Origin of the sequence: Acidisoma cellulosilyticum (genome assembly GCF_020621385.1) — a bacterium.
Taxonomy (GTDB): domain Bacteria; phylum Pseudomonadota; class Alphaproteobacteria; order Acetobacterales; family Acetobacteraceae; genus Acidisoma; species Acidisoma cellulosilyticum.
Genome location: NZ_JAESVA010000004.1, coordinates 346,064 through 365,534, shown reverse-complemented (window position 1 = coordinate 365,534; position 19,471 = coordinate 346,064). Strand labels below are relative to the sequence as shown.

General features: G+C 59.8%; 18 protein-coding genes. 9 read left to right on the top strand and 9 right to left on the bottom strand.

All coding sequences use genetic code 11. The features are described from left to right. The first annotated feature begins 613 nt into the window (after positions 1-613). The 9 genes from ACELLULO517_RS13970 to hydA all read left to right on the top strand — a co-directional run bounded on the left by ACELLULO517_RS13970 (position 614) and on the right by hydA (position 10,343). The gene (locus ACELLULO517_RS13970) at positions 614-2,206 is read left to right on the top strand and encodes an ABC transporter substrate-binding protein (RefSeq protein WP_227308018.1); all 1,593 of its coding nucleotides are present in this window, start codon (positions 614-616) and stop codon (positions 2,204-2,206) included. Next, the gene (locus ACELLULO517_RS13965; RefSeq protein ID WP_227308017.1) at positions 2,203-3,297 is read left to right on the top strand and encodes an ABC transporter permease; all 1,095 of its coding nucleotides are present in this window, start codon (positions 2,203-2,205) and stop codon (positions 3,295-3,297) included. Before ACELLULO517_RS13970 ends, ACELLULO517_RS13965 begins: the two co-directional genes overlap by 4 nt. Further along, the gene (locus ACELLULO517_RS13960) at positions 3,297-4,121 is read left to right on the top strand and encodes an ABC transporter permease (protein WP_227308016.1); all 825 of its coding nucleotides are present in this window, start codon (positions 3,297-3,299) and stop codon (positions 4,119-4,121) included. Before ACELLULO517_RS13965 ends, ACELLULO517_RS13960 begins: the two co-directional genes overlap by 1 nt. Then, complete coding sequence (locus ACELLULO517_RS13955; protein ID WP_227308015.1) at positions 4,118-5,806, top strand: ATP-binding cassette domain-containing protein; 1,689 nt, start codon at positions 4,118-4,120, stop codon at positions 5,804-5,806. The genes ACELLULO517_RS13960 and ACELLULO517_RS13955 overlap by 4 nt, the downstream gene beginning before the upstream one ends. Positions 5,807-5,808: 2 nt before the next feature. Continuing rightward, positions 5,809-6,732: an NAD-dependent epimerase/dehydratase family protein gene (locus ACELLULO517_RS13950; RefSeq protein WP_227308014.1), complete on the top strand. Its 924-nt coding sequence runs from the start codon at positions 5,809-5,811 to the stop codon at positions 6,730-6,732. Positions 6,733-6,820: 88 nt separating this feature from the next. Further along, positions 6,821-7,546, top strand: coding sequence for a FadR/GntR family transcriptional regulator (locus tag ACELLULO517_RS13945; RefSeq protein WP_227308013.1), 726 nt, complete (start codon positions 6,821-6,823; stop codon positions 7,544-7,546). Positions 7,547-7,621: 75 nt separating this feature from the next. Beyond that, complete coding sequence (locus tag ACELLULO517_RS13940; protein WP_227308012.1) at positions 7,622-8,380, top strand: SDR family NAD(P)-dependent oxidoreductase; 759 nt, start codon at positions 7,622-7,624, stop codon at positions 8,378-8,380. Further along, the gene (locus tag ACELLULO517_RS13935; protein WP_227308011.1) at positions 8,380-8,934 is read left to right on the top strand and encodes an ureidoglycolate lyase; all 555 of its coding nucleotides are present in this window, start codon (positions 8,380-8,382) and stop codon (positions 8,932-8,934) included. The genes ACELLULO517_RS13940 and ACELLULO517_RS13935 overlap by 1 nt, the downstream gene beginning before the upstream one ends. After that, positions 8,931-10,343: a dihydropyrimidinase gene (gene hydA, locus ACELLULO517_RS13930; RefSeq protein ID WP_227308010.1), complete on the top strand. Its 1,413-nt coding sequence runs from the start codon at positions 8,931-8,933 to the stop codon at positions 10,341-10,343. Before ACELLULO517_RS13935 ends, hydA begins: the two co-directional genes overlap by 4 nt. Before the next feature lie 145 nt (positions 10,344-10,488). Here hydA and ACELLULO517_RS13925 read toward each other — a convergent pair whose 3' ends face one another. The 9 genes from ACELLULO517_RS13925 to ACELLULO517_RS13885 form a co-directional block, all read right to left on the bottom strand. Next, positions 10,489-11,412, bottom strand: a complete 924-nt coding sequence (locus tag ACELLULO517_RS13925; RefSeq protein ID WP_227308009.1) for an amidohydrolase family protein — start codon at positions 11,410-11,412, stop codon at positions 10,489-10,491. A 12-nt stretch (positions 11,413-11,424) separates the two neighbouring features. After that, positions 11,425-12,747, bottom strand: a complete 1,323-nt coding sequence (locus tag ACELLULO517_RS13920; protein WP_227308008.1) for a M20 family metallopeptidase — start codon at positions 12,745-12,747, stop codon at positions 11,425-11,427. A gap of 2 nt (positions 12,748-12,749) precedes the next feature. After that, positions 12,750-13,901: an acetylornithine deacetylase gene (gene argE / locus ACELLULO517_RS13915; RefSeq protein WP_227308007.1), complete on the bottom strand. Its 1,152-nt coding sequence runs from the start codon at positions 13,899-13,901 to the stop codon at positions 12,750-12,752. Further along, a complete protein-coding gene (locus ACELLULO517_RS13910; protein ID WP_227308006.1) occupies positions 13,898-14,884 on the bottom strand; it encodes a branched-chain amino acid ABC transporter permease in 987 nt (328 codons plus the stop codon). Before ACELLULO517_RS13910 ends, argE begins: the two co-directional genes overlap by 4 nt. Beyond that, on the bottom strand, positions 14,881-15,765 hold the full coding sequence (locus ACELLULO517_RS13905) for a branched-chain amino acid ABC transporter permease (protein WP_227308005.1): 885 nt from the start codon (positions 15,763-15,765) through the stop codon (positions 14,881-14,883). Before ACELLULO517_RS13905 ends, ACELLULO517_RS13910 begins: the two co-directional genes overlap by 4 nt. After that, positions 15,762-16,490 carry an ABC transporter ATP-binding protein gene (locus ACELLULO517_RS13900; RefSeq protein ID WP_227308004.1) on the bottom strand — a complete coding sequence of 243 codons (729 nt, stop codon included), beginning with the start codon at positions 16,488-16,490 and terminating at the stop codon, positions 15,762-15,764. Before ACELLULO517_RS13900 ends, ACELLULO517_RS13905 begins: the two co-directional genes overlap by 4 nt. Next, positions 16,487-17,218: an ABC transporter ATP-binding protein gene (locus tag ACELLULO517_RS13895; RefSeq protein WP_227308003.1), complete on the bottom strand. Its 732-nt coding sequence runs from the start codon at positions 17,216-17,218 to the stop codon at positions 16,487-16,489. Before ACELLULO517_RS13895 ends, ACELLULO517_RS13900 begins: the two co-directional genes overlap by 4 nt. A gap of 12 nt (positions 17,219-17,230) precedes the next feature. After that, positions 17,231-18,505 (bottom strand): ABC transporter substrate-binding protein, encoded by a 1,275-nt coding sequence (locus tag ACELLULO517_RS13890; RefSeq protein ID WP_227308002.1) that lies wholly within the window; start codon positions 18,503-18,505, stop codon positions 17,231-17,233. A 147-nt stretch (positions 18,506-18,652) separates the two neighbouring features. Continuing rightward, on the bottom strand, positions 18,653-19,432 hold the full coding sequence (locus tag ACELLULO517_RS13885) for a helix-turn-helix transcriptional regulator (RefSeq protein WP_227308001.1): 780 nt from the start codon (positions 19,430-19,432) through the stop codon (positions 18,653-18,655). Positions 19,433-19,471: the final 39 nt, after the last annotated feature.

The window sequence follows — 19,471 nt, the reverse complement described above, 5'->3', positions numbered from 1 at the left end:
CGGCGGCCTGATCGCCGGCAATCCCACGGGCTTGCGCGGTAAAATCCGCCGACAAATTTAGCAAGACGCCTGCAGATTTCAGTCAATCGCCCAAAATTTAGACAATTCTGACCAAGTACACGCTGACTGTCATCATTTTCGACATCAAACGCCGTCAATTCCAAAAATGGTCGGACCAGTTTGAGAGCAAGCATCGCTCCTCGCTCAGGGTGAGGGATCAGCCGATGTGGCAAAGACCATTGCCGAGGGCGGGCGCCATCACCGAACTGAAGCCAATAACCTCGATTTAAGCTGTATTTTTTCTGCCTCAATGCCATCCCGTGTGAGGAGCACTCGCGGCTCACTGTTCAGTCAATCTTTTTGTCTAGTCAAAATTCCTCCCGTCAAAAATCTGATCATGTTCCATTTAGAAACATGGTCCGACCAGTTTTCGTCAACTGCTTTTGTTTTGATTATTTTTCCATCAGTTTTATAAATTACCGCTTATTTTATCGTCTTTTATCGTTCTAAATCAGCTATTTGTCGAAAATCCTCGCTAACTGGCCGGGCCATTTGGTTTTTCTTGGCATGGTTCCTGCGTTGTTCATCTGCGGAAAAACAACGGAGACGGATGGTGCGTGACAAGTTACTTGCCGTAGCAACGCTTATGTTGCCGCTCTGCTTTAGCGCCCCTGTTTTGGCGCAATCGGCACTCAATACCCTCGTCGTGGCCGGACCAAGGACACCTGAATCTCTCGATCAGGAATATCCGCCCACGGAAGCCAGCCATGAGGCCCGCCGCAATATCTACGAACGTCTGCTCGCCTATGACATGAAGGCCGGCGCCGACGGCGTATCTTACGAGAATTTCGACAAGATCGTTGGGCGTCTTGCGGAGAGCTACGATCTTTCGCCCGATGAAACCTCAATCACCTTCCATCTGCGGCATGGCGTGAAGAGTGCGCAGGGCGACCCCTTCACGGCCGACGATGTCATGTGGACCTTCCAACGCGGATGGGCGCTGAACGCAACCTTCCATTGGTATATGACCCAGGTCCTCGGGATCACGGATTTCGACAAGGCATTCCAGAAAATCGACGACTATACGGTCAAGGTCTCCTTGCCGCATCCTTCGCCACTGCTGGCGCGCCTATGGGTCAATAACGATCTGGGCATACTCGATGAAGTCGAGATGAAGAAGCATCTCACGCCCGCCGACCCTTGGGGCTCAAGCTGGCTCGCGACCCATTCCGCGTCCTTCGCACCATACAGCGTGACCACCTTCCTGCCCGGCCAGACCGTCATCTATCAGGCAAACCCCAATTACTATCTGGGTGCGCCGCGCCTCTCGCGTATCGTCTTTCGCGAAATCCCGGATTCCTCCAACCGGACGGCCGCAGTCGAGGCCGGTGCGGTCGATGTGGCTGAATGGCTTGAACCCCGCGAGCTCAATCTGCTGCAGAACGTTCCCGGCGTTCATGTCTACAAGATGTTCGGAAACTACATCGAACGCGTCGAGATGAATAACGACACGCCGCCCTTCAACGACCCGCGCGTCAGACAGGCGCTGAACTATCTCGTGCCGCGCTCGGATATGCTGAAGAGCGTCTTTTTCGGCACTGCGCGGGAGACCAAAAGCCCGATTTCGGAAATCTATCCCGGATATACCGACGCGTATTTCCAATATACGGACGACCTCGCAAAGGCGAAAGCGCTGTTGGCGGCAGCCGGCTATCCGAATGGGTTCCGTACCACCCTCGGCTATCGTACCGATGATGAGCTGGAGCAGGAACAAGCGGTTATCTTAAAGACCGCCTTCGCCCGCGCGGGCGTCGACGTCCAGCTCGACGAATTGCCGTCCTCCTCGCTCGTTGAGAAATACAGCAAAGGCCAAATGCCCATGTATTTCTTTCAGGATATGGCGATCGTGCCCGACCCCGCCTATGTCGCGAATCTTTGGCTGAATAGCGCTTCGCTCATCGACTATTCGCATTTCAAAAATGCCGAGGTCGACAAGCTCATCGATCAGGCATTGACCTCGACCGACCAGGCAGCCCGTCTCACGCAAATGAAGCGGGTCCAGGAAATCGTCATGGATCAGGCCCCCTGGGTGTTCCTCTTCAACCCCGGCTATCAGCTTGCGACCAGGACCGATGTCCATGGGGTCTCCTGGTACACGCCGAACGGCAATACCTGGTACGACTTCCATAAGAGCGCCGCTCAATGATCGAAGCGACGAAAGGCGGGGGGGCGGCGCGGGCCGCCCTCCCCTCCTTACGCGGCCTTCGAGCGATCTGGCATCTGATACCGCGTCCGCTGAGGATTATCCTCGCGCGCGTTGCCTTGATTCCGATGCAGCTCTTTGGCGTTCTGCTCGTCACATTTGTGCTCGTCCGCCTTTTGCCGGGCGATCCGGCCTTGCTGCTTCTGGGCAATATGGCGACGCCGGACGCGATTGCCGCCCTGCGCCAGCGGCTTGGTCTGGACCAGAGCGTCTGGATCCAGTTTATGCATTATCTCATCAATGTCCTGCACGGCGATCTGGGCACGTCGATCTTTACCTCGCATCCCGTCACACAGGATTTGCTTGAGCGGGCACCAGCGACGCTTGAGCTGATCACCTATGCGATGATTCTGACCGTCGTCCTCGGTGTCGGGCTCGCCATACTGTCGGTGGCAGGACGCCGTTACGGGTTCGACCGGCTCACCCGTCTCTATGGTCTCGCGGCCGGGGCCTTGCCCGATTTCTGGGTGGGATTGCTGCTGATCTTTTTCTTCTTTCATATCGCGGGATGGGCGCCGGCGCCTTTCGGCAGGCTGGATACCTATCTCACGCCGCCGAACACGATAACAGGCTTCTATACGATCGACAGCCTGCTGACGGGAAATTGGGCCGATCTCGGCTCGGCCATCAGCCGTCTCGCGCTGCCGGTCATTACGATCAGTCTTGTCAATGCGGGCGCCATGATGAAGATGACACAAACCGTCTTCGCCAATGTCTATGACAGCAGCTTTGTGCAGCACGCACGCGCTTGCGGCATGCCGGAAAGCCGTATCGTTGCCATGTCTCTGAAAAACAGCATGCCGCCCATCATCACGACGGCGGGATTCCTGTTCGGCTTTCTGCTCGGCGCGGCGGTTATCGTCGAAACCATCTTCTCCTGGGGCGGATTGGGCCAATATGCGGTGCAGGCGGTCATCAACAGCGATTATCCGGCCCTGCAGGGCTTCGTGATGGTCGCGGCCATCGTGGTCCTGCTGGTCTATCTCGTCGTCGACGTGCTCTACGAACTCGTTGACCCAAGGATCCGTATCTGATGCGCACCTGGCTGATGCGTCCTGGTGCCGCCTTCGGCGCGGCGCTGCTTCTGCTCCAGGTCATCGCGATCGTCTTCGCAGGCCTGCTCGCGCCTTATTCACCGACGACAGCGGACCCCTTGCATACGTTGATGCCGCCATCCGCGTCTCACCTGCTCGGCACGGATGTCTATGGCATGGATATTCTGTCGCGCATCATATATGCGACGCGCATCAATCTCCTTGTCAGCATCACAGCGGTTGCCGGCGCATTCGCGATCGGGGTGCCTCTCGGCCTGATCATCGGTTTCTACAGCGGCATACCAAGTGCCATCGTCATGCGCCTTTTCGACTTCATCCAGTCTTTTCCTGTCTTTGTACTCGGGATGGCGCTCGTTTCCGTGCTGGGGCAGGAGATCTGGAACGTGGCGCTGGTGCTTGCGATATTGTTTGTGCCCGTCTTCGCACGCCTTGTTCGCGCGGAAGTATTGTCGCTCCGGCAGCGTCCCTTCATCAGCGCCGCACGTTGCTCCGGCGCGACCGATCGCTCCATCATGTTTCGGCATATTCTGCCGAATGCCATGACACCGGCTCTCGTTCAGCTCTCCATCAGTGTCGGCATGGCGATTTTGCTGACAGCGGGATTGTCGTTCATTGGCGCCGGCGTGCGCATGCCGACGCCGGAATGGGGCCTCATGGTCAGCTCAGGGGCTCAGCAGCTGATCCTTGGCGTCTGGTGGGTTTCATTATTCCCCGGCATTGCCATCGTTCTCGCGGTGCTGTGTTTCGCACTGCTCGGCGATGAATTGCGAATTCTGCTGGATCCGAGGAGGCGTCACCGATGAGCCCGGAAACCAAGACCCAGGCTGCTTTGGAGGTTCTTGACCTCACGGTCGCCTTCGGACCAAGCGCCTCTCCCCATATCGTCCTCAGCGGGATCAGCTTCCAGCTCGGGAAAAACGAAATCCTTGGCATCGTCGGCGAGACAGGCGCCGGAAAATCCGTGCTCGCCCAGGCGCTGCTCGGACTGCTACCGGGCGACGGGCGCATCACGCAAGGCAGCGTCACGATCGCCGGCAAGCCCATCGCCGCCATGAGCGAGGGTGAGCGGAGGCGGCTGCGCGGCGGCACCATTTCTCTTATCGGCACCAATGCCAAGGCTCTGCTGGATCCCGTCGAGCGGGTCGGCAAGCAGATTTCCCGCGTATTGAGAATACATCGCCCCTGCTCCCGCGGTCAGGCCTGGAAAGAGACGATCGATCTGCTCGATAAGGTCGGCATTGTCGATCCCGAGAGGAGAGCCCGCGCCTATCCGCACGAGCTGTCCGGCGGCATGGCACAGCGCATCATCATTGCCATGGCGCTGATCACGCATCCTGCCATTATCCTGGCTGATGACGCGACTTTGGGACTGGACGCCACCGTCCAGGTCCAGGTGCTGGATCTTCTGGTCGAACGAGCGCGCCAGCTCGGGGTCTCTGTCGTTCTTATCACGCATGATCTTGGCATTATCGCCCATTACTGCGATCGTGTCGCCGTTATGCGCGATGGCAAGATCGAAGAATTGCAGCCCGTGGAACATTTCCTGGCACAACCGCAAACCGCCTACAGCACCAGCCTTCTTGGCGCCGCGCGTGCGAAGCCGACACGCGGCGATCGTCTCGCCGCGCCGGTCGCTTCCGCAGAAACGGGCATGGACAAAGACAGGATTCTGGTCGTCGACAATCTGTGCAAGACCTTCGACATCGGCGGCGGCCAGCCTCCGGTCATCGCGGTGGACCGGGTGAGCTTTTCGCTGGAACGCGGCGAGACACTCGCGCTCGTCGGTGAAAGCGGTTCCGGAAAAACAACCATCGGCCAATGCCTCCTTCGGCTGCTGCCACCGAATTCCGGCGTCATTCGCTTTGACGGCCAGGACATTGCGACGATGGAGGAGCCCAAGCTGCGGCCCCTGCGCCGTCGCATGCAAATGGTCTTTCAGGAACCCTATGTTGCCCTTAACCCGCGTTGGCGCGTCTCCGATTTGATCGCTGAGCCCCTCGATCTTTTGGATCGGGTTCCGCAAACCGAGCGAAGGAGGCGCGTGGATGAGCTGCTTGAGATGGTTCAGTTGCCGCAGCACCTCGCCCGCGCCTACCCTCATGAGTTGACGGCCGGGGAACAGAAGCGGATCGGTATCGCGCGTGCTTTAGCGACCAAGCCCGACTTCGTGGTCTTCGACGAACCGACGACGGCGCTTGATATCCGCGTGCGCGCCCAGATCATCGATCTTATTCGTGCTCTTCAGCAGGATATGGGGCTGTCCGCCTTGTTCATTACCCACGACCTCAACTCCGTGCGGTCTCTGGCGCATAATGTCATTGTGCTCAATCGGGGACGTATCGTAGAGCTTGGCCTGACCGAAGAGATTTTTGAGGCTCCGAAAGATCCTTATACCCGCACGCTTCTGGCGGCGGAGCTGCCTATCGAATGGTCGGATACCCGTCGGTCTGGCGCAGGCCGTTCACCAGTCGTTGCATTGGGAGCATGAACATGGATGATGTCGTTCTCGTCACTGGCGCTGCCGGCTTGCTCGGCAGAGCCGTCTGCGACAGGTTGGAAAGCGAGGGCAAAAAAGTCATCGCGACAGATATGGTTGCTCGGACAACGGATGGCTGCGATCTGGTTCAAGCCGACCTCACCGATATCCATCGTCTTCATGCAATCATCGCAGGGCGCCAAGTCAGCGGCATCATCCATTGCGGTGCCTTTTCAGGACCCATGGTCGGGATCGACAATCCATATCGGCTTGTCGAAGTGAACGTCATGGGAACCGTCAATCTTCTCGAACTGGCTCGCATCCATAAAATTCCCCGTGTCGTCTGCTGTTCATCCACCAGCGCCTATGGCGACACACCCGCCGGCCCGGTCGCGGAGGATGTTGTGCTAAGGCCGAGCAGCGTTTACGGAGCCACCAAAGCCGCCATCGAACCGCTGATCGAGGGCTATGCGAGGCAGCATGGTGTCGATGGCCTGGCGCTAAGATTTTCCTGGATTTACGGCCCCGGCCGGACCACGGATTGCGTCATCCGCACCATGATTAGCGATGCGCTCACCCATAAGCCGACAAGGATGAGCTGGGGTCTGGATTTTCCGAGGCAGTTCATTCACGTGGACGATGCGGCCTCGGCGCTGATCCTGGCTTTGAGGGCCAAGACCATGACCCGCCGCACCTATACCCTGACCGGCGGCACTTATCTGACGCTGGGGGAGATCGCCGATATCGTGCGTCGCGTCCTTCCCTCGGCCGATGTCGAACTCGCGATGGGGCCGGATCCGTTGGACGATCGCCAGGCTGAGTTTGACACGACCTCCGCTCAGAGCGATCTCGGGTTTTATCCCGCCAAAACGATGGAGGCCGGCATATTGTCCTACACGGATTGGCTTAGGGAACGGCTTGCGGTAAAAAACTCCTAGTCCAAGGCGGCTTCCTTTTACCCGACCAGAACTCCATCGCCCGCGAATGGAGAGCAAATGATGCAGAGAACCGGAATTGACCTTCCCTTTGACTGATGAGATCCTGTCGGATAAGCTGGTGACGGAGCGGGAGGCTGTTCCTCGTCTGGCTGCGCGCCAGATCCAGGAAATGATCGCCAACGGTACTGTCAAGCCAGGCGCCAAACTACCGTCGCAGCGGGAACTCTCCATCAAACTCAATATCAGCCGATCGTCGCTCCGCGAGGCGCTCAGCATATTGGAAACGAAGGGTTTGATCCAAATCGACCCCGGACGCAGCGCGGTTGTATGTCTCGCCCCCAATAGCGAATTTTCATTCGCAATCGACGGTCTAGAACGCTCGACGCCGGAGGAAGTTTTTCAGGCGCGCCTATTGCTTGAAACCTATGCGACAAGGCTTGCCGCCGGTCTGATATCGACTCAGCAATTGCAGCATCTGCGCCAGCTCAACGATGAGATCCGGATTGCCTTGCGCGCGCAGGATCTTGATCAGGCTGCGCATTCGGACCTCGCTCTTCATCGCGCCATCATCAAATATGGTGGCAATCGCATCTTCGACCAAATCCACGAGACCCTTCAGGCGCCGATGCTGGCAAGTCATTTGCTTCCCCTCGGCGCGCCGGGACGGCTTTGGGAGCCGATCCTGGAACATGAGAATATTCTCAAAGCGCTGGAGCTTCGCGATCCGGACAGTGCTGCCTATTATATGCGCCTTCACCTCATCCGGACCGCGGGGCGGGCCGGGATTGATGAAGCATTATGCATTTCCTGGTAGGATGACGCGGCAAGACAAACACCCGGAAAACCCTAAAACAATTCGGTTCGAACTCTTCCATATGAGGACCTAAACTTGGAAACCTTTTCTCTCGCGGGCCGCACGGCTTTCGTAACCGGCGGAAACAGCGGCATCGGCCGAGCGATCGTCGAGTTGTTTGTCGCCAATGGCGCGCAGGTCGGGATCGGGCATTTCCAGTCCGCGGAACAGGCGTCGGAGCTTGTCGCCAGCCTGAAAGCAAAGGGTGGCAATGTCGCGACAACGGATTGTGATGTCTCTTCCCCGGAATCGGTAGCCGCCGCCAAAGCATGGTGCGACGATCAATTGGGTGCCGTCGATATTCTCGTGAATTGCGCCGGGATCGGGGGCGACAAGTCATTTATCGACCTCACCCTGGCCGATTGGAATCGCATGATTGGCGTTCATCTGACGGGCACGTTTCTGATTACACATGCGTTCTTTGAGGATATGGTCAAGCGTGGCTATGGACGTATCATTCTGACGTCATCACAACTTGCGTATAAGGGTGCTCCAGGCCTGGCGCATTACTGTGCCGCCAAGGCAGGCATCGTGGGCTTTACCCGCGCGCTCAGCTACGAAGGCGCCCCCCATAATGTGATGGTCAATGCGATCGCGCCGGGTCCGGTTGAAACGGCCGTCCTCGCCAGTCTCTCCGACCAATGGCGGGCCATGAAAATCGCGCAACTGCCGGTCGGCCGTTTCGGCCAGGTTGAGGAAATAGCGCCGACCGCGCTTCTGCTGGCATCGGAAATCGGCGGCCGGAATTTTTGCGGACAAAACCTGTCGCCGAATGGCGGCGACGTGATGGTATAATGGCGATCGCGCCTGTTGCCCTAAGCTTCCTGGCCAAGCCGCTGGAGCCCGATCAAGGGCATCTGGTTGCGCCATTTGGGAAGCTCGTCACGATGGGGCAGACGACTATTGCCGTCAATGACGGGACGGCTCTCCGCTGCGATATTGAAAAATTTCCTGCCGAGCAGGCTAAGCCGGGCTTTGCTTTGATTACGTCGATCTATCAAGCGAAAGCACAATCCCTGCCGCGCAGCATCGATATGCTGGAACGCCATTCCCAAACGCCCCAATTGATCCTGCCGTTATCTGGAAATGGACATGTCATGGTTGCCTGTTGCAGTGACAGCGATGGGTGTCCTGACCTCTCGACCTTGCGCGCCTTCCGTCTCGCTTCGTCGCAAGGTATTATCTATGACGCGGGGATATGGCATCACCCTATTATAGCAATCGATTCGATGGCGCAGTTCCTTGTCCAGTCCTGGCAGAATGGTAAGCCGGATGATTGCGAGATAACGAAAATTGATCAGACATTGGTTAATTTAGACAGCGCTACTGTACGGGAGAACGGCCAGTGACCGATTTCGATGTCATCATTCGTGGTGGGACGGTTGTAACCGCCACAGATACCATGCGGGCGGATGTGGGCATTCGGGCCGGGAAAATTGTATCCTTATCGGATAAATTGACCGGGGCCGCTAAAACGATCGATGCCAGCGGTCTATTGGTGATGCCCGGCGGAATAGACAGCCATGTCCATCTCGCGCAACCCGCCTTTGGCGGCCCGGCCATGGCGGATGGGTTCGAGACCGGCACAAGGTCGGCAATAGCCGGGGGCACCACGACGGTCATACCCTTCGCCTTGCAGCCACGTGGCACATCTTTGCGTCATGCCGTGACGGACTATCATCGGGAGGCCGATGGTCAGTCCTTTTGCGATTATGGTTTCCATCTTATTATCTCAGACCCGACGGCTTCGGTTCTTTCACAGGAATTGCCCGCCCTCGTCGATGACGGTTACACCTCCTTCAAAGTCTTTATGACCTATGACGATCTCGTTCTGAATGACCGCCAGTTGCTGGACGTCTTCAGTTGCGCGCGGGATTGCAAGGCGCTGGTGATGGTGCATTGCGAGGGCTATGACGCGATAAAATTCATGACGGAACGACTGGAATCCGCTGGCAAGACCGCCCCCTATTACCACGCCTTGTCTCGGCCCGAGAGTGTCGAGCGCGAAGCGACGCATAGAGCGATCAGCCATGCGGAACTGACCGATGTCCCGATCATGGTGGTTCATGTGTCCGGACGCGAACCGATGGAGCAAATCCGCTGGGCCCAGAATAAAGGTCTTAAGATCTATGCCGAGACCTGCCCGCAATATGTCGCGTTGACAGCCGACGATCTCAAAGGCCTGAATATGGACGAGAGCGGCGGAAAATATATCTGTTCGCCTCCGCCGCGCGACGAACAGAGCTGGGATGCGATCTGGAGCGGCATCCAGACCGGCGTTTTTCAGACCTTCTCTTCCGACCATTGCCCTTTTTATTATGAAGGGTCAGAGGGAAAACTAAACCCCAAGGCTCGTACCTCGTTTCGCTGGGTGCCCAACGGCATACCGGGGGTCGAGACAAGACTGCAGATCCTTTACTCGAAGGGCGTCGTCGAGGGGCGGATTTCCGTGAACGAGTTTGTTGCCCTTACATCGACCAATCATGCGAAGATGTATGGGCTTTACCCCCAGAAAGGCTCCATCGGCCCGGGTTTCGACGCCGACATAGTCTTGTGGGATCCGTCGCGGAGAGAAGTCATCAGCCAATCCCTCATGCATCATGGCGCGGATTACACGCCTTATGAGGGCATGGCGGTCGTCGGTTGGCCGGTCATGACGCTGCTTCGCGGTAAGGTCGTTGCCGAGGATGGGCGTATCACCGGCGAGAAGGGCGACGGGCAGTTTCTGAAACGGTCCTTGTCTCCCTTTGCCGCCTAGAGCAGATCCCGGTCAGATGGAATCATCTGCCGGGTAAAGATGCTCGCAAAAACAATAAACTAGAGCGGCGTCTGTGAGCGTAAGCGAACAGGAAACGCTCTAGAGCAGATCACAGTCAGATAGAATCATCTGATCGGGATCTGCTCTAAACGGCCTCGTCAAAGCGATACATGCGGGCCGCATTGTCATGAAACAGAGCCGATTGCTCGTCCTGCGACAGGGGCGCGAAGATCTGCTTGAAATTCTCGTAGATGGCGTCATAGGTCATCTGCAGCCTGGCGACCGGATAGTCTGTCGCCAGCATCGTTCTTGCCACCCCGAAACAATCCAGACAATGCATCGCGACGGCCCGCAGGCTGTCCTCAGTCCGGTCCTTGTCATAGGCCGCCATATTGGAAATCTTAAGCGCGACATTCTCATGCTGGGATATCGTCACAAGCCCGTCTCGCCAGCGCTGCATGCCGTCCGCGTCACGGTCGATCGGACTGCCGCAATGGTTCACGACAAATTGGAGCTGCGGATAACGGCGCGCCAGGTCAGAAACCATGGCAGCCTGATAGGGGTACATCATCAGTTCGAAGATGAGACCGTGTTGCGGCAGCAAGGCGAGATCGGCCCGCCAGGCCGGATCCTCCGCAATATCCGACCTTGTCGCAAAACTCCGCTTGGGATCGGGGTGCCAGCTCAGGATTTCCCGGACGCCGACTACGCGCGGGAAAGACGCCTGTTCCTCCAGCACGGCCGCCGCGCCGGGCGTGCCAAGGCCCGCATTGGCGATATAGCGGGAAGCGATATTGTCGCTCTTGTCCAAGGTCTCCAGCCACCTTGTCTCGCCGACCAGATCGTCCCGATCCCAAAGCGCTTCGATATGAACGCTGCCGACCACTCTCTGCCGCGCGCTATCGGCCCGAAAATCCTCGACCAGATAGTTCGTCCTCAGCGCATCAAGCCCACCCAGGGCTTCCACCTCCCCACCGCTCGGCATCAGCCATTTATGGCGGCCCATGGTGAGGTCCCAAAGATGGTGATGCGCGTCGATGATCGGGCCGCTGTACAGGCGCTCGGTCATGCTTTCACTCCCTTATTTGATGCCGCACCATGTCACGGCGGTCGCGGCCAGCGTACGTGCAACCGAGATCAGCGAAGCGATATCGACATATTCATCGACGCCGTGCAGCCCGGCGCCGATCGGGCCATGAATAACGCCGGGTATGCCGGCGCCCGCGTAATGCGCGGCGTCGCAGACCGCGACGAAGCCCTTGACCTCCGTCGCCATGGCGCGCTCCGCGCGATGCCGCACCAGCGTCTGTACCAGCGGGTGATCGGTCGGCGTATTCAGCGGCGGAAAATGCAGCCCACCCAGTTCCCATTGCACCCTGATCGGATGGTCGCGCAGCCAACTGTCCTGCTGCGAGAAGGCCAGAACGAAAGCCTCGAATTCGCGGCGGACCTGCGCCGATGTCTCATTCGGCAGAAACTTGATATCGAAGTCGATGACGGCGACATCGGGAATGATGGCCGGGTTGGTGAGGATCTGCGGCAGGCCGTTCTGGCCCAGGGAGGATCCGGCCATCATCACGCCGGGGCTGATGGTATTGACGCCCGGGGGCAGAAGCGGGTGGGCGGGCTTGCGTGTTGTCCAGTCCCGCTCCAGATCCCGTACAGCGGTCAGGAAACGCGCGGCAATGTCGATGGCGTTCACGGCCGGCGTCAGACGGTCGGGCGATACTCTCTGCGGAAAAATTTCGTTATAGCGCCAGGCGGAATGGCCATTGCGGCCGGGGATCGTCACCCGCACCCATTCCAGCCCGCCCTCCGCCGGCTGCACCGTCTCATCCGTCGGTTCGGTCACGATCAGGCCGGCAGCGCGCGCACCACGCCGCACCAGATCCATGGCGCCGAAACCGCCTGCTTCCTCGTCCACCACGGCATGGATGGACAGCGCGCCTTCGAGCGTCAGGCCGAGCCGATGCACCGCGCGCGCGACGGCCAAGGTCGCTGCCACCCCGGCCTTCATATCCATCGACCCGCGCCCATAAATCCGGCCGTTATGGATTTCGGCGCCAAAGGGATCGACGGACCATTGCGCGCGCTCACCCGCCGGCACGACATCGACATGGCCGCACAGGATCAAGCTGCGGTCTTCGCTTCCCGCAAAACGGCCGGTCAGGTTCGGCCGTCCGGGAAAGACGTCGTAGCTTTCGGTGCTCATGCCGATATCGTCGAGTATGCCGCGAAGATGCTGCTGCAGTTCGGCTTCACGGTTGAGCGCCGGGTCGGTTTCGAATTTCGGATTGACGGTCGGGATGCGCACCAGGCTTTGCGTCAGATCGATCAGGAAGGCTGCCTCCCTGTCGACCTCGGCGACGATCGCACGAACCGCATCGGCTTCTGCGTCAGCCATGGTCAACCTCCACGCGCATAGGCGTCCAACCTGCCGAGAAAGCCCATGCAGGATCGCAATTGATCGACCGAAATCCATTCATCGGCCGCATGCGCCTGGTCGATGCTTCCGGGTCCGCAGATGGTGGTCGAAATTCCGACGCCCTGAAAGAACCCGGCCTCCGATCCATAGGCGACGGTCGCGGTATCATTGCGCTGTGCCAGAAGCTTGCCCAGTTGCTCGGCCGGACTGTCGCTTTGCGGCAAAAGCGGCGGCACATCGTAAGCGATTTCCGTCACAATCGCGCTGCCGGCATGGCCTCGGCGCATCACCGGCAAAACGGTTTCCTGAGCAAAACGCTCCAATGCGCCGACAATCTCCCCGACCAGTCTGGGGCGTGTCGCGCGGATGTCCCAGTCGAAGCTGCAAAGATCGGCAACGGTATTGCGCGCGATGCCGCCGCGAATCACGCCGACCCCGATAGTGCTGTAGGGCGGGTCGAAGGGCGCCTGTTCGGCCGCGTCCCCGGCCAGCATCGTCGCGCGCCGCTGCAGCCAGGCCAACAGTTCCGCCGCGTGGAAGATAGCGTTGACACCCAGATCGGTGCGGGAGGAGTGATAGGCAAGCCCCTGCACGCTTGTCCGCAGGCCGCAACTACCCTTATGCCCGGTGACGATCTTCATCAAACTCGGCTCGCCGACGAAAGCGATCTGGGGCTGCAGACCTTGGGCTTGCATATGGGCGAGAATACCGGGCACGCCGTAGCAGCCCACTTCCTCATCATAAGAAAACGCCAGATGAATGGGACGGCGCAAGCCCACGGTCTGGAACTGCGGGACCATCGCCAGGGCGCAGGCCAGAAACCCCTTCATGTCGGCGACACCTCGGCCAAAGACGCGGTCGCCGTCGCGTGTCAGTTCAAAGGGATCGCTGCGCCAGCTTTGGCCATCGACCGGCACGACATCGGTGTGGCCACTGAGCAGGATGCCGGGCTGGTCCGCAGGGCCGATGGTCGCAAACAGGTTGGCCTTGGTGCCGGTCGCGTCAGGAATGATGACAGACGCGATGCCCAGACCCAGCAGATAGTCGCGGATGAAATCGATCAGCGGCAGATTGCTGTTGCGGCTGGTAGTGTCGAAGCTGACCAGTCGTGCCAGGATCTCAAGCTCGTTCATGGCGATGCCTGCCTTCGGCCCAATCGCCGCAGCGCCCGCGCGGCTGCCGCGATGGCGCCATAGAGACCGCCGGGATAGGCGAGCATCACGAGGATGATCAGCACGCCGATGACGATGGGGCGCCAGGCGCCCAGCCCCGCGATCATTTCCGAGAAGATGGTGAGCAGCAGGGCAGCGAGCAGCGATCCGTAGATGGTCGAAATGCCGCCCAGCAGCACCATGCTGAGCAGCAGCGTCGTCAGGCTGGCCCCGAAGACATCGGTCGAGGCATTGCGGAAATAGGCACCGTAGAAGGCCCCGGCGAGGCCGGTGAAGACCGCGCTGCCGGCCATGGTGATCAGTCTCTGGCGGGAGATAGAGATGCCGCGGCTGGTCGCATATTCCTCGTTATCGCGCAGCGCCCGGATGGCGAGACCCAGGCGGGACCGCACCATCAGGCGCAGAAAGACCGTGCTGCAGCAGAGCAGGATGAGCGCGATATAGTAAAAGCCGAGCTTGTGGTCCCGCATCAGATTATGGCCAGGGATATGGAAGGACGGGATGCGCACCAATCCCTGATTGCCGCCGGTATAATCGGACTGGCTGATGATGAGCTGCACCACCAGCTGCCCGAAGGCGAAGGTGACCAGCACAACATAGATCCCTTTGAGGCGCAGGATGGGCAGGGAAATCAGCGCGGCCGCCAAAGCCGCCAGAACGCCCCCTGCCAGAAGCGCGATCCAGGGGCTTATTCCCAGCAATGTCGTGGCAAGACCGTAGGTGTAAAGGCCGATGCCGAACAAAGCCATATGGCCGAAATTGAAGATGCCGGCATAGCCGAGGCTAAGATCCCAGCTCGAAGCCACGATGCCGTAGATGAAGACCATGATCAGCAGATGCCGATAATAGCTGTCCTGCACCACCATCGGCAGCAAGGCGAGCACCACGGCACCCACGACCATACCGGTGATTTCCCGGCGCCCGATGCCCACACCCATGCTCATGCCAGGCTCCGCGAGCGGCGCGAGAACAGGCCCTCCGGCTTTAGCATCAAGGTCAGGATGAGCACGGCGAACAGCAGCGCCGGCGTCCAGTAGAAGCCGATGAAATAGATGCTGATGGCCTCGAAGAAAGCGATGATATAGGCGGCGAAGATCGGACCCGCGATGGTGCCGAGGCCGCCGAAGATGACGACGACCAGGGCCTTGGACAGCGGCTCGCTGCCCATGGTCGGCGACATGAAGGTGAACCCGCCAAGGAATATGCCGGCGAGCCCCGCGAGGGCCGCGGCCAGCCCGAAGGCGAGGCCATACAGGGCCGCGACATTCAGCCCGACCAGATGGCAGGCGTCCTCATTCTGTGCCACCGCCCGCAACGCCAGACCCAGCCGCATGCGCGTGAGAAAGAACCAGAGCGCGGCCAGGATAACCGGCGTCACGAGAATGATGATGAGCTGATGGGCGGAAATGCCGATACCCATGATCTTCACCGTTCCGGCCGCCAGCGGCGGCAATTGCATCGGCCGCGGCCCCCATATCAGCAGAGTACCGTTCTCGAAGATCGACGCCGCTGCCAGGGTTGTGATGACAGCCAGCAGCACGACATCAGGCCGGCCGATGAAGGGCCGCACGATCGCCGCCTGCATCAACAAGCCGATCGCCGCCGAGGCCAGCAGCGCGATGGGGAGTGCGATGAAGATCGGCAGGCCGAGCGCGTCGGAGGATGCGAGTTGCCAGGCGATATAGGCGCCGACCGTCATCAGCACGCCATGGGCGAAGTTGAAGACGCCGATCGTCGTCCAGACCAGCGCCAGCCCGACCGCGATCATGGCATAAAGCGACCCCTGGAACAGACCGCTCATGACGATATCGACAATGGTGCTCATGTCAGCGCACTCGTCTGGCGGCCGAAATACATCTCCATGATCGCCTCGTGGTTCATGCTGTCGCCGGGCCGAACCTCGGCCGCCACCTCGCCGTGATTGATGAGATAAAGGTGGTCGGCAAGGTCGAGCAGGAATTCCACGTCCTGCTCCACCACCACCAATTTCACGCCCGCCTGCGAAATCAGCTTGATGGCGTCGCAAAGCTCGTCCTTGATGCGCGGTGCCAGGCCGAGTGTCGGCTCATCCAGAATCAGCAGACGCGGTTCGCTCATCAAGGCGACGGCGATCGAGACCATCTGCCGCTCGCCACCCGACAAGGTGCGCACGCGCTGGCTCCACCGTTCCCGCAGCTTCGGGAACAGGGCCGCGACACGCTCGATATTCTGCGCCTCCTGCGCCCGCGCGCGGCGCGGAAAGGCGCCAAGGCGCAGCGTCTCGCGGATCGTGAGGTCCGGAAACAACCGATTGCCTTGGGAGACGTGGATAAGGCCGCGCTCCACAATACGGCGCGGCGGCAGATTGGTGATGACCTGACCGTCGAAGCGGATTTCACCGTGCCAGGCCCGCAGCAGGCCGGAGACACAGCGCAGCAAGGTCGTCTTGCCATGCCCATTGGGGCCGAACAGTCCGATATTGCCGGAGGCATTGTCCAAGGTGACATCGTGCAGGATCTTGATACGGCCATAGCCGGTCTCGATCCCGCGGATTTCCAGCAAGGTGCTCACGCGGCACGTCTCCGGTCACCCAGATAGGCGCGGATAACCTCGGGGTTCCGGACCACCTCCTCCGGTTCGCCGAGTATCAGCATACGCCCCTGGTTGAGCACCATCAGCCGCTGCGACAGCGTCAGCAGCATGGTCAGCACATGTTCGATGAGCAGGATGGTGATACCGCGCCCGGCAATCCGGCGGATGAGCGTGATGGAATCCTCGATCTCCGGTTTCGTGAGGCCGGAAGCCGGTTCGTCGAGCAGTAGAATGCGCGGCGACATGGCCAGCGCCGTCGCCAGCATCAGGCATTTGCGGTCATAGACGGATAGCTCGGCCGCCGGTCGCCGGAACATCGCCTTATCGAAGCCGACGAACTGCAATGCCTCGGTGACCTCCGCCGCCCCTGCCCCACGCGCGGCACGGCCGTAGCTGGCGCCCATCAGCGCATTCTCGAAGACCGACAGCGTGTCGAAGGCGGTCTCACGCTGAAAGGTCCGGGCCAGACCCATGCGGGCGATGACATGGCCCTTCAGTCGGCTGAGATCCTGGCCCTGAAAGACGACGCGCCCTTCGTCCGGCCCGAAGGGAATGCCGGAGATGGTATTGAACAGCGTGCTTTTGCCGCTGCCGTTGGGGCCGGCGATGCCGAAGATCTCCCCCGCCTCCACCGTGAAGGAGACGTCATCGACAGCGCGCAACGCACCGAAAAGCTTACTGACGCCCACAACCTCCAGAATGCTCATATCAGCGCCGGATCAGGGCTTCATCCAGGGCGGTAGCTGAAAGTCGCCGGTCGCGTATTGCGCGGGCGAGATCATGATCCGCTTCCCGTCCCAGATCTGGAAGAAGGTGATCGGGTAATGGCTGTCGTCCTGCACCGCGAGATGCGTCTTCGGATCGAATTGCAGATGACCTTCGGCCGTCGGCATATCGGTGGCGCCGATGGCGGCCTCGATCGCGCCGTGATTGGTCGGGTCACCCACCTTGCGCAGCGCCGCGAAATAGACCTGCATCTCCTCATAGAGGGCGATGCCATAGGTGCCGGACTCGACACCGTATTTCTGTTTGAACTTGGCCAGCAGCTCGGCCGAGAGCGGCAATTTCGGCGTGGTCAAAACACCGCCCAGCAGATCATAGACGACGCCGGTGGACGCCTTGCCGGTCAAGGTCACGAATTCCGGCACGCTCGGTGCATATTGCAGAAACAGCAGACTATTGGTCGGCTGTTCCAGGAACTGCTTCAAAAAGGTCGCCGAATTATTGGGCAGGTAATCGGCATTGATGACGACCGCCGGAGGGTCCTGCCGGACCTTGGCCAGGATCGGCCGCCAATCATCCACCTCACCGAAAGGCACCATTTCGTCGACCGTAATGGTCCAGCCGTCCGCCTTGAAGGTCTTCTTCATCGCCTCGGAAATGGTCTTGGAATAGGCATTGTCGGAGGAGATGATCGCGACCTTCTTGCTCGCGAACTTCACCTTACCTTCGGCCTGCAGCTTGTCGGCCAGTTTGGTCACGTCGGTTCCGTAGGAATCAAAGGACGGGGACAGCGACCAGCAGCAGGCGTATTTGCTGGGATTGGGCGCAATGATCGCGCGGGTTTGGGTCGCGGTCGCCGACAGCATATAGGGCATGTCGGCATCGGCCATCATATCCAGCTCGAAATTGGTCAGGCTGGCATAGCCGGTGAGCATGAACTGAATAGCGTCATCACCCAGCAGCCGATCGACCGTGCTTGTCACATCACCGGCCGAGCCGTCCTTCACGTCGCCGACGACAAGCTTGAACTTATAGCCGTCGATACCGCCGGCAGCATTGACCTCATCGATCGCCATCTGCGCGCCGCGCACCGATTCCTGCCCGTCAGCGCTCGACTTGCCGGTGATCTGGGCGAGGATGCCGATCTTGACCAGCTTGTCATCGGCGAAAGCCTTGTGCAGCGGCAGGCTGCAGGCAACCAGGCCGAGCGACAGCAAGGCGCGGCTGAGGAGGTCTGACCTGGAATGTCGGAACGGGATGGCCAAGCGCATGCTGATACCCCCAAAGAAACGCGCCGGTGCCATTCGGGCAGTCCGGTCACCTTGTCCCGGCAGGATAACCGGCGCGCATTTCCGCGCCCCTATCAAAGATGATAGTTTTGGCGGCAGCAGGCCTTGGTGAAGGCCGCTCGCCCTCAGCTACATCAGCCCCAGCCGGACGGCCCGGAAGGCCGCATGCAGCTTATTGGTGGCGCCCAGTTTCTTGATGGCCTTCTGCAAGTGATACTCGACCGTCGGCTTGCTGCGGCCGATGATCTGGGCAATCTCCCAAGCCGTCTTGCCTTGCACCGTCCAGCTCAGACAGATGCGCTCATGGTCCGTCAGCCGTATGGCCTGACGATCGCCGTCATCGACCAGGTTTTCCATCGCGGCCGCGTGGATTTTCGGCCCCAGGATCTGCAGAAAATAACGGCACCGCTTCACGGCCGTCTCCAGCTCCGCCATCGGGCCCGAGGTCGAGACCGAAAACAGACTGCATTCGCCGAGTGGACCATGGATCGGCACCGTGAAGCCGCTTTGGATGCCGAAATCCCTTGCCTCATCGAACAGCCTCCGACGATGGCCGGAAAGCTCGCGCAGATAAGGCTTGTCACCCCAGAAGAAGGGCTTCCGCTCCAGCTGACCGCGCGTCACCACCGTATCGACGGTGTGATAGTCCTGGCGGCGGTATCGGTTGCGCCACTTGCTGGGATAGCTGGTGAGGAACATGGGCTGGCCGGAGGCCTCGCCATCAAGATGGCGGCGATCGGCGAGGACATAGGAGAAATAGGTAAAGCCCAGTCGCTGTGACAGGCCCGTCAGATGCGCCTCCAAATCGCCCACGGACCGAATGCTGTCGATCTCGTCGAGCATGGCATCAAAGTCATAGACCCCTTCACGCTCGATCAGGGCTGAACTGGTCCGGCTAAGCTGATCCATCGCGCTGTCTCCCCAAAGTGAAGCGCGTGTGCCGTCGTT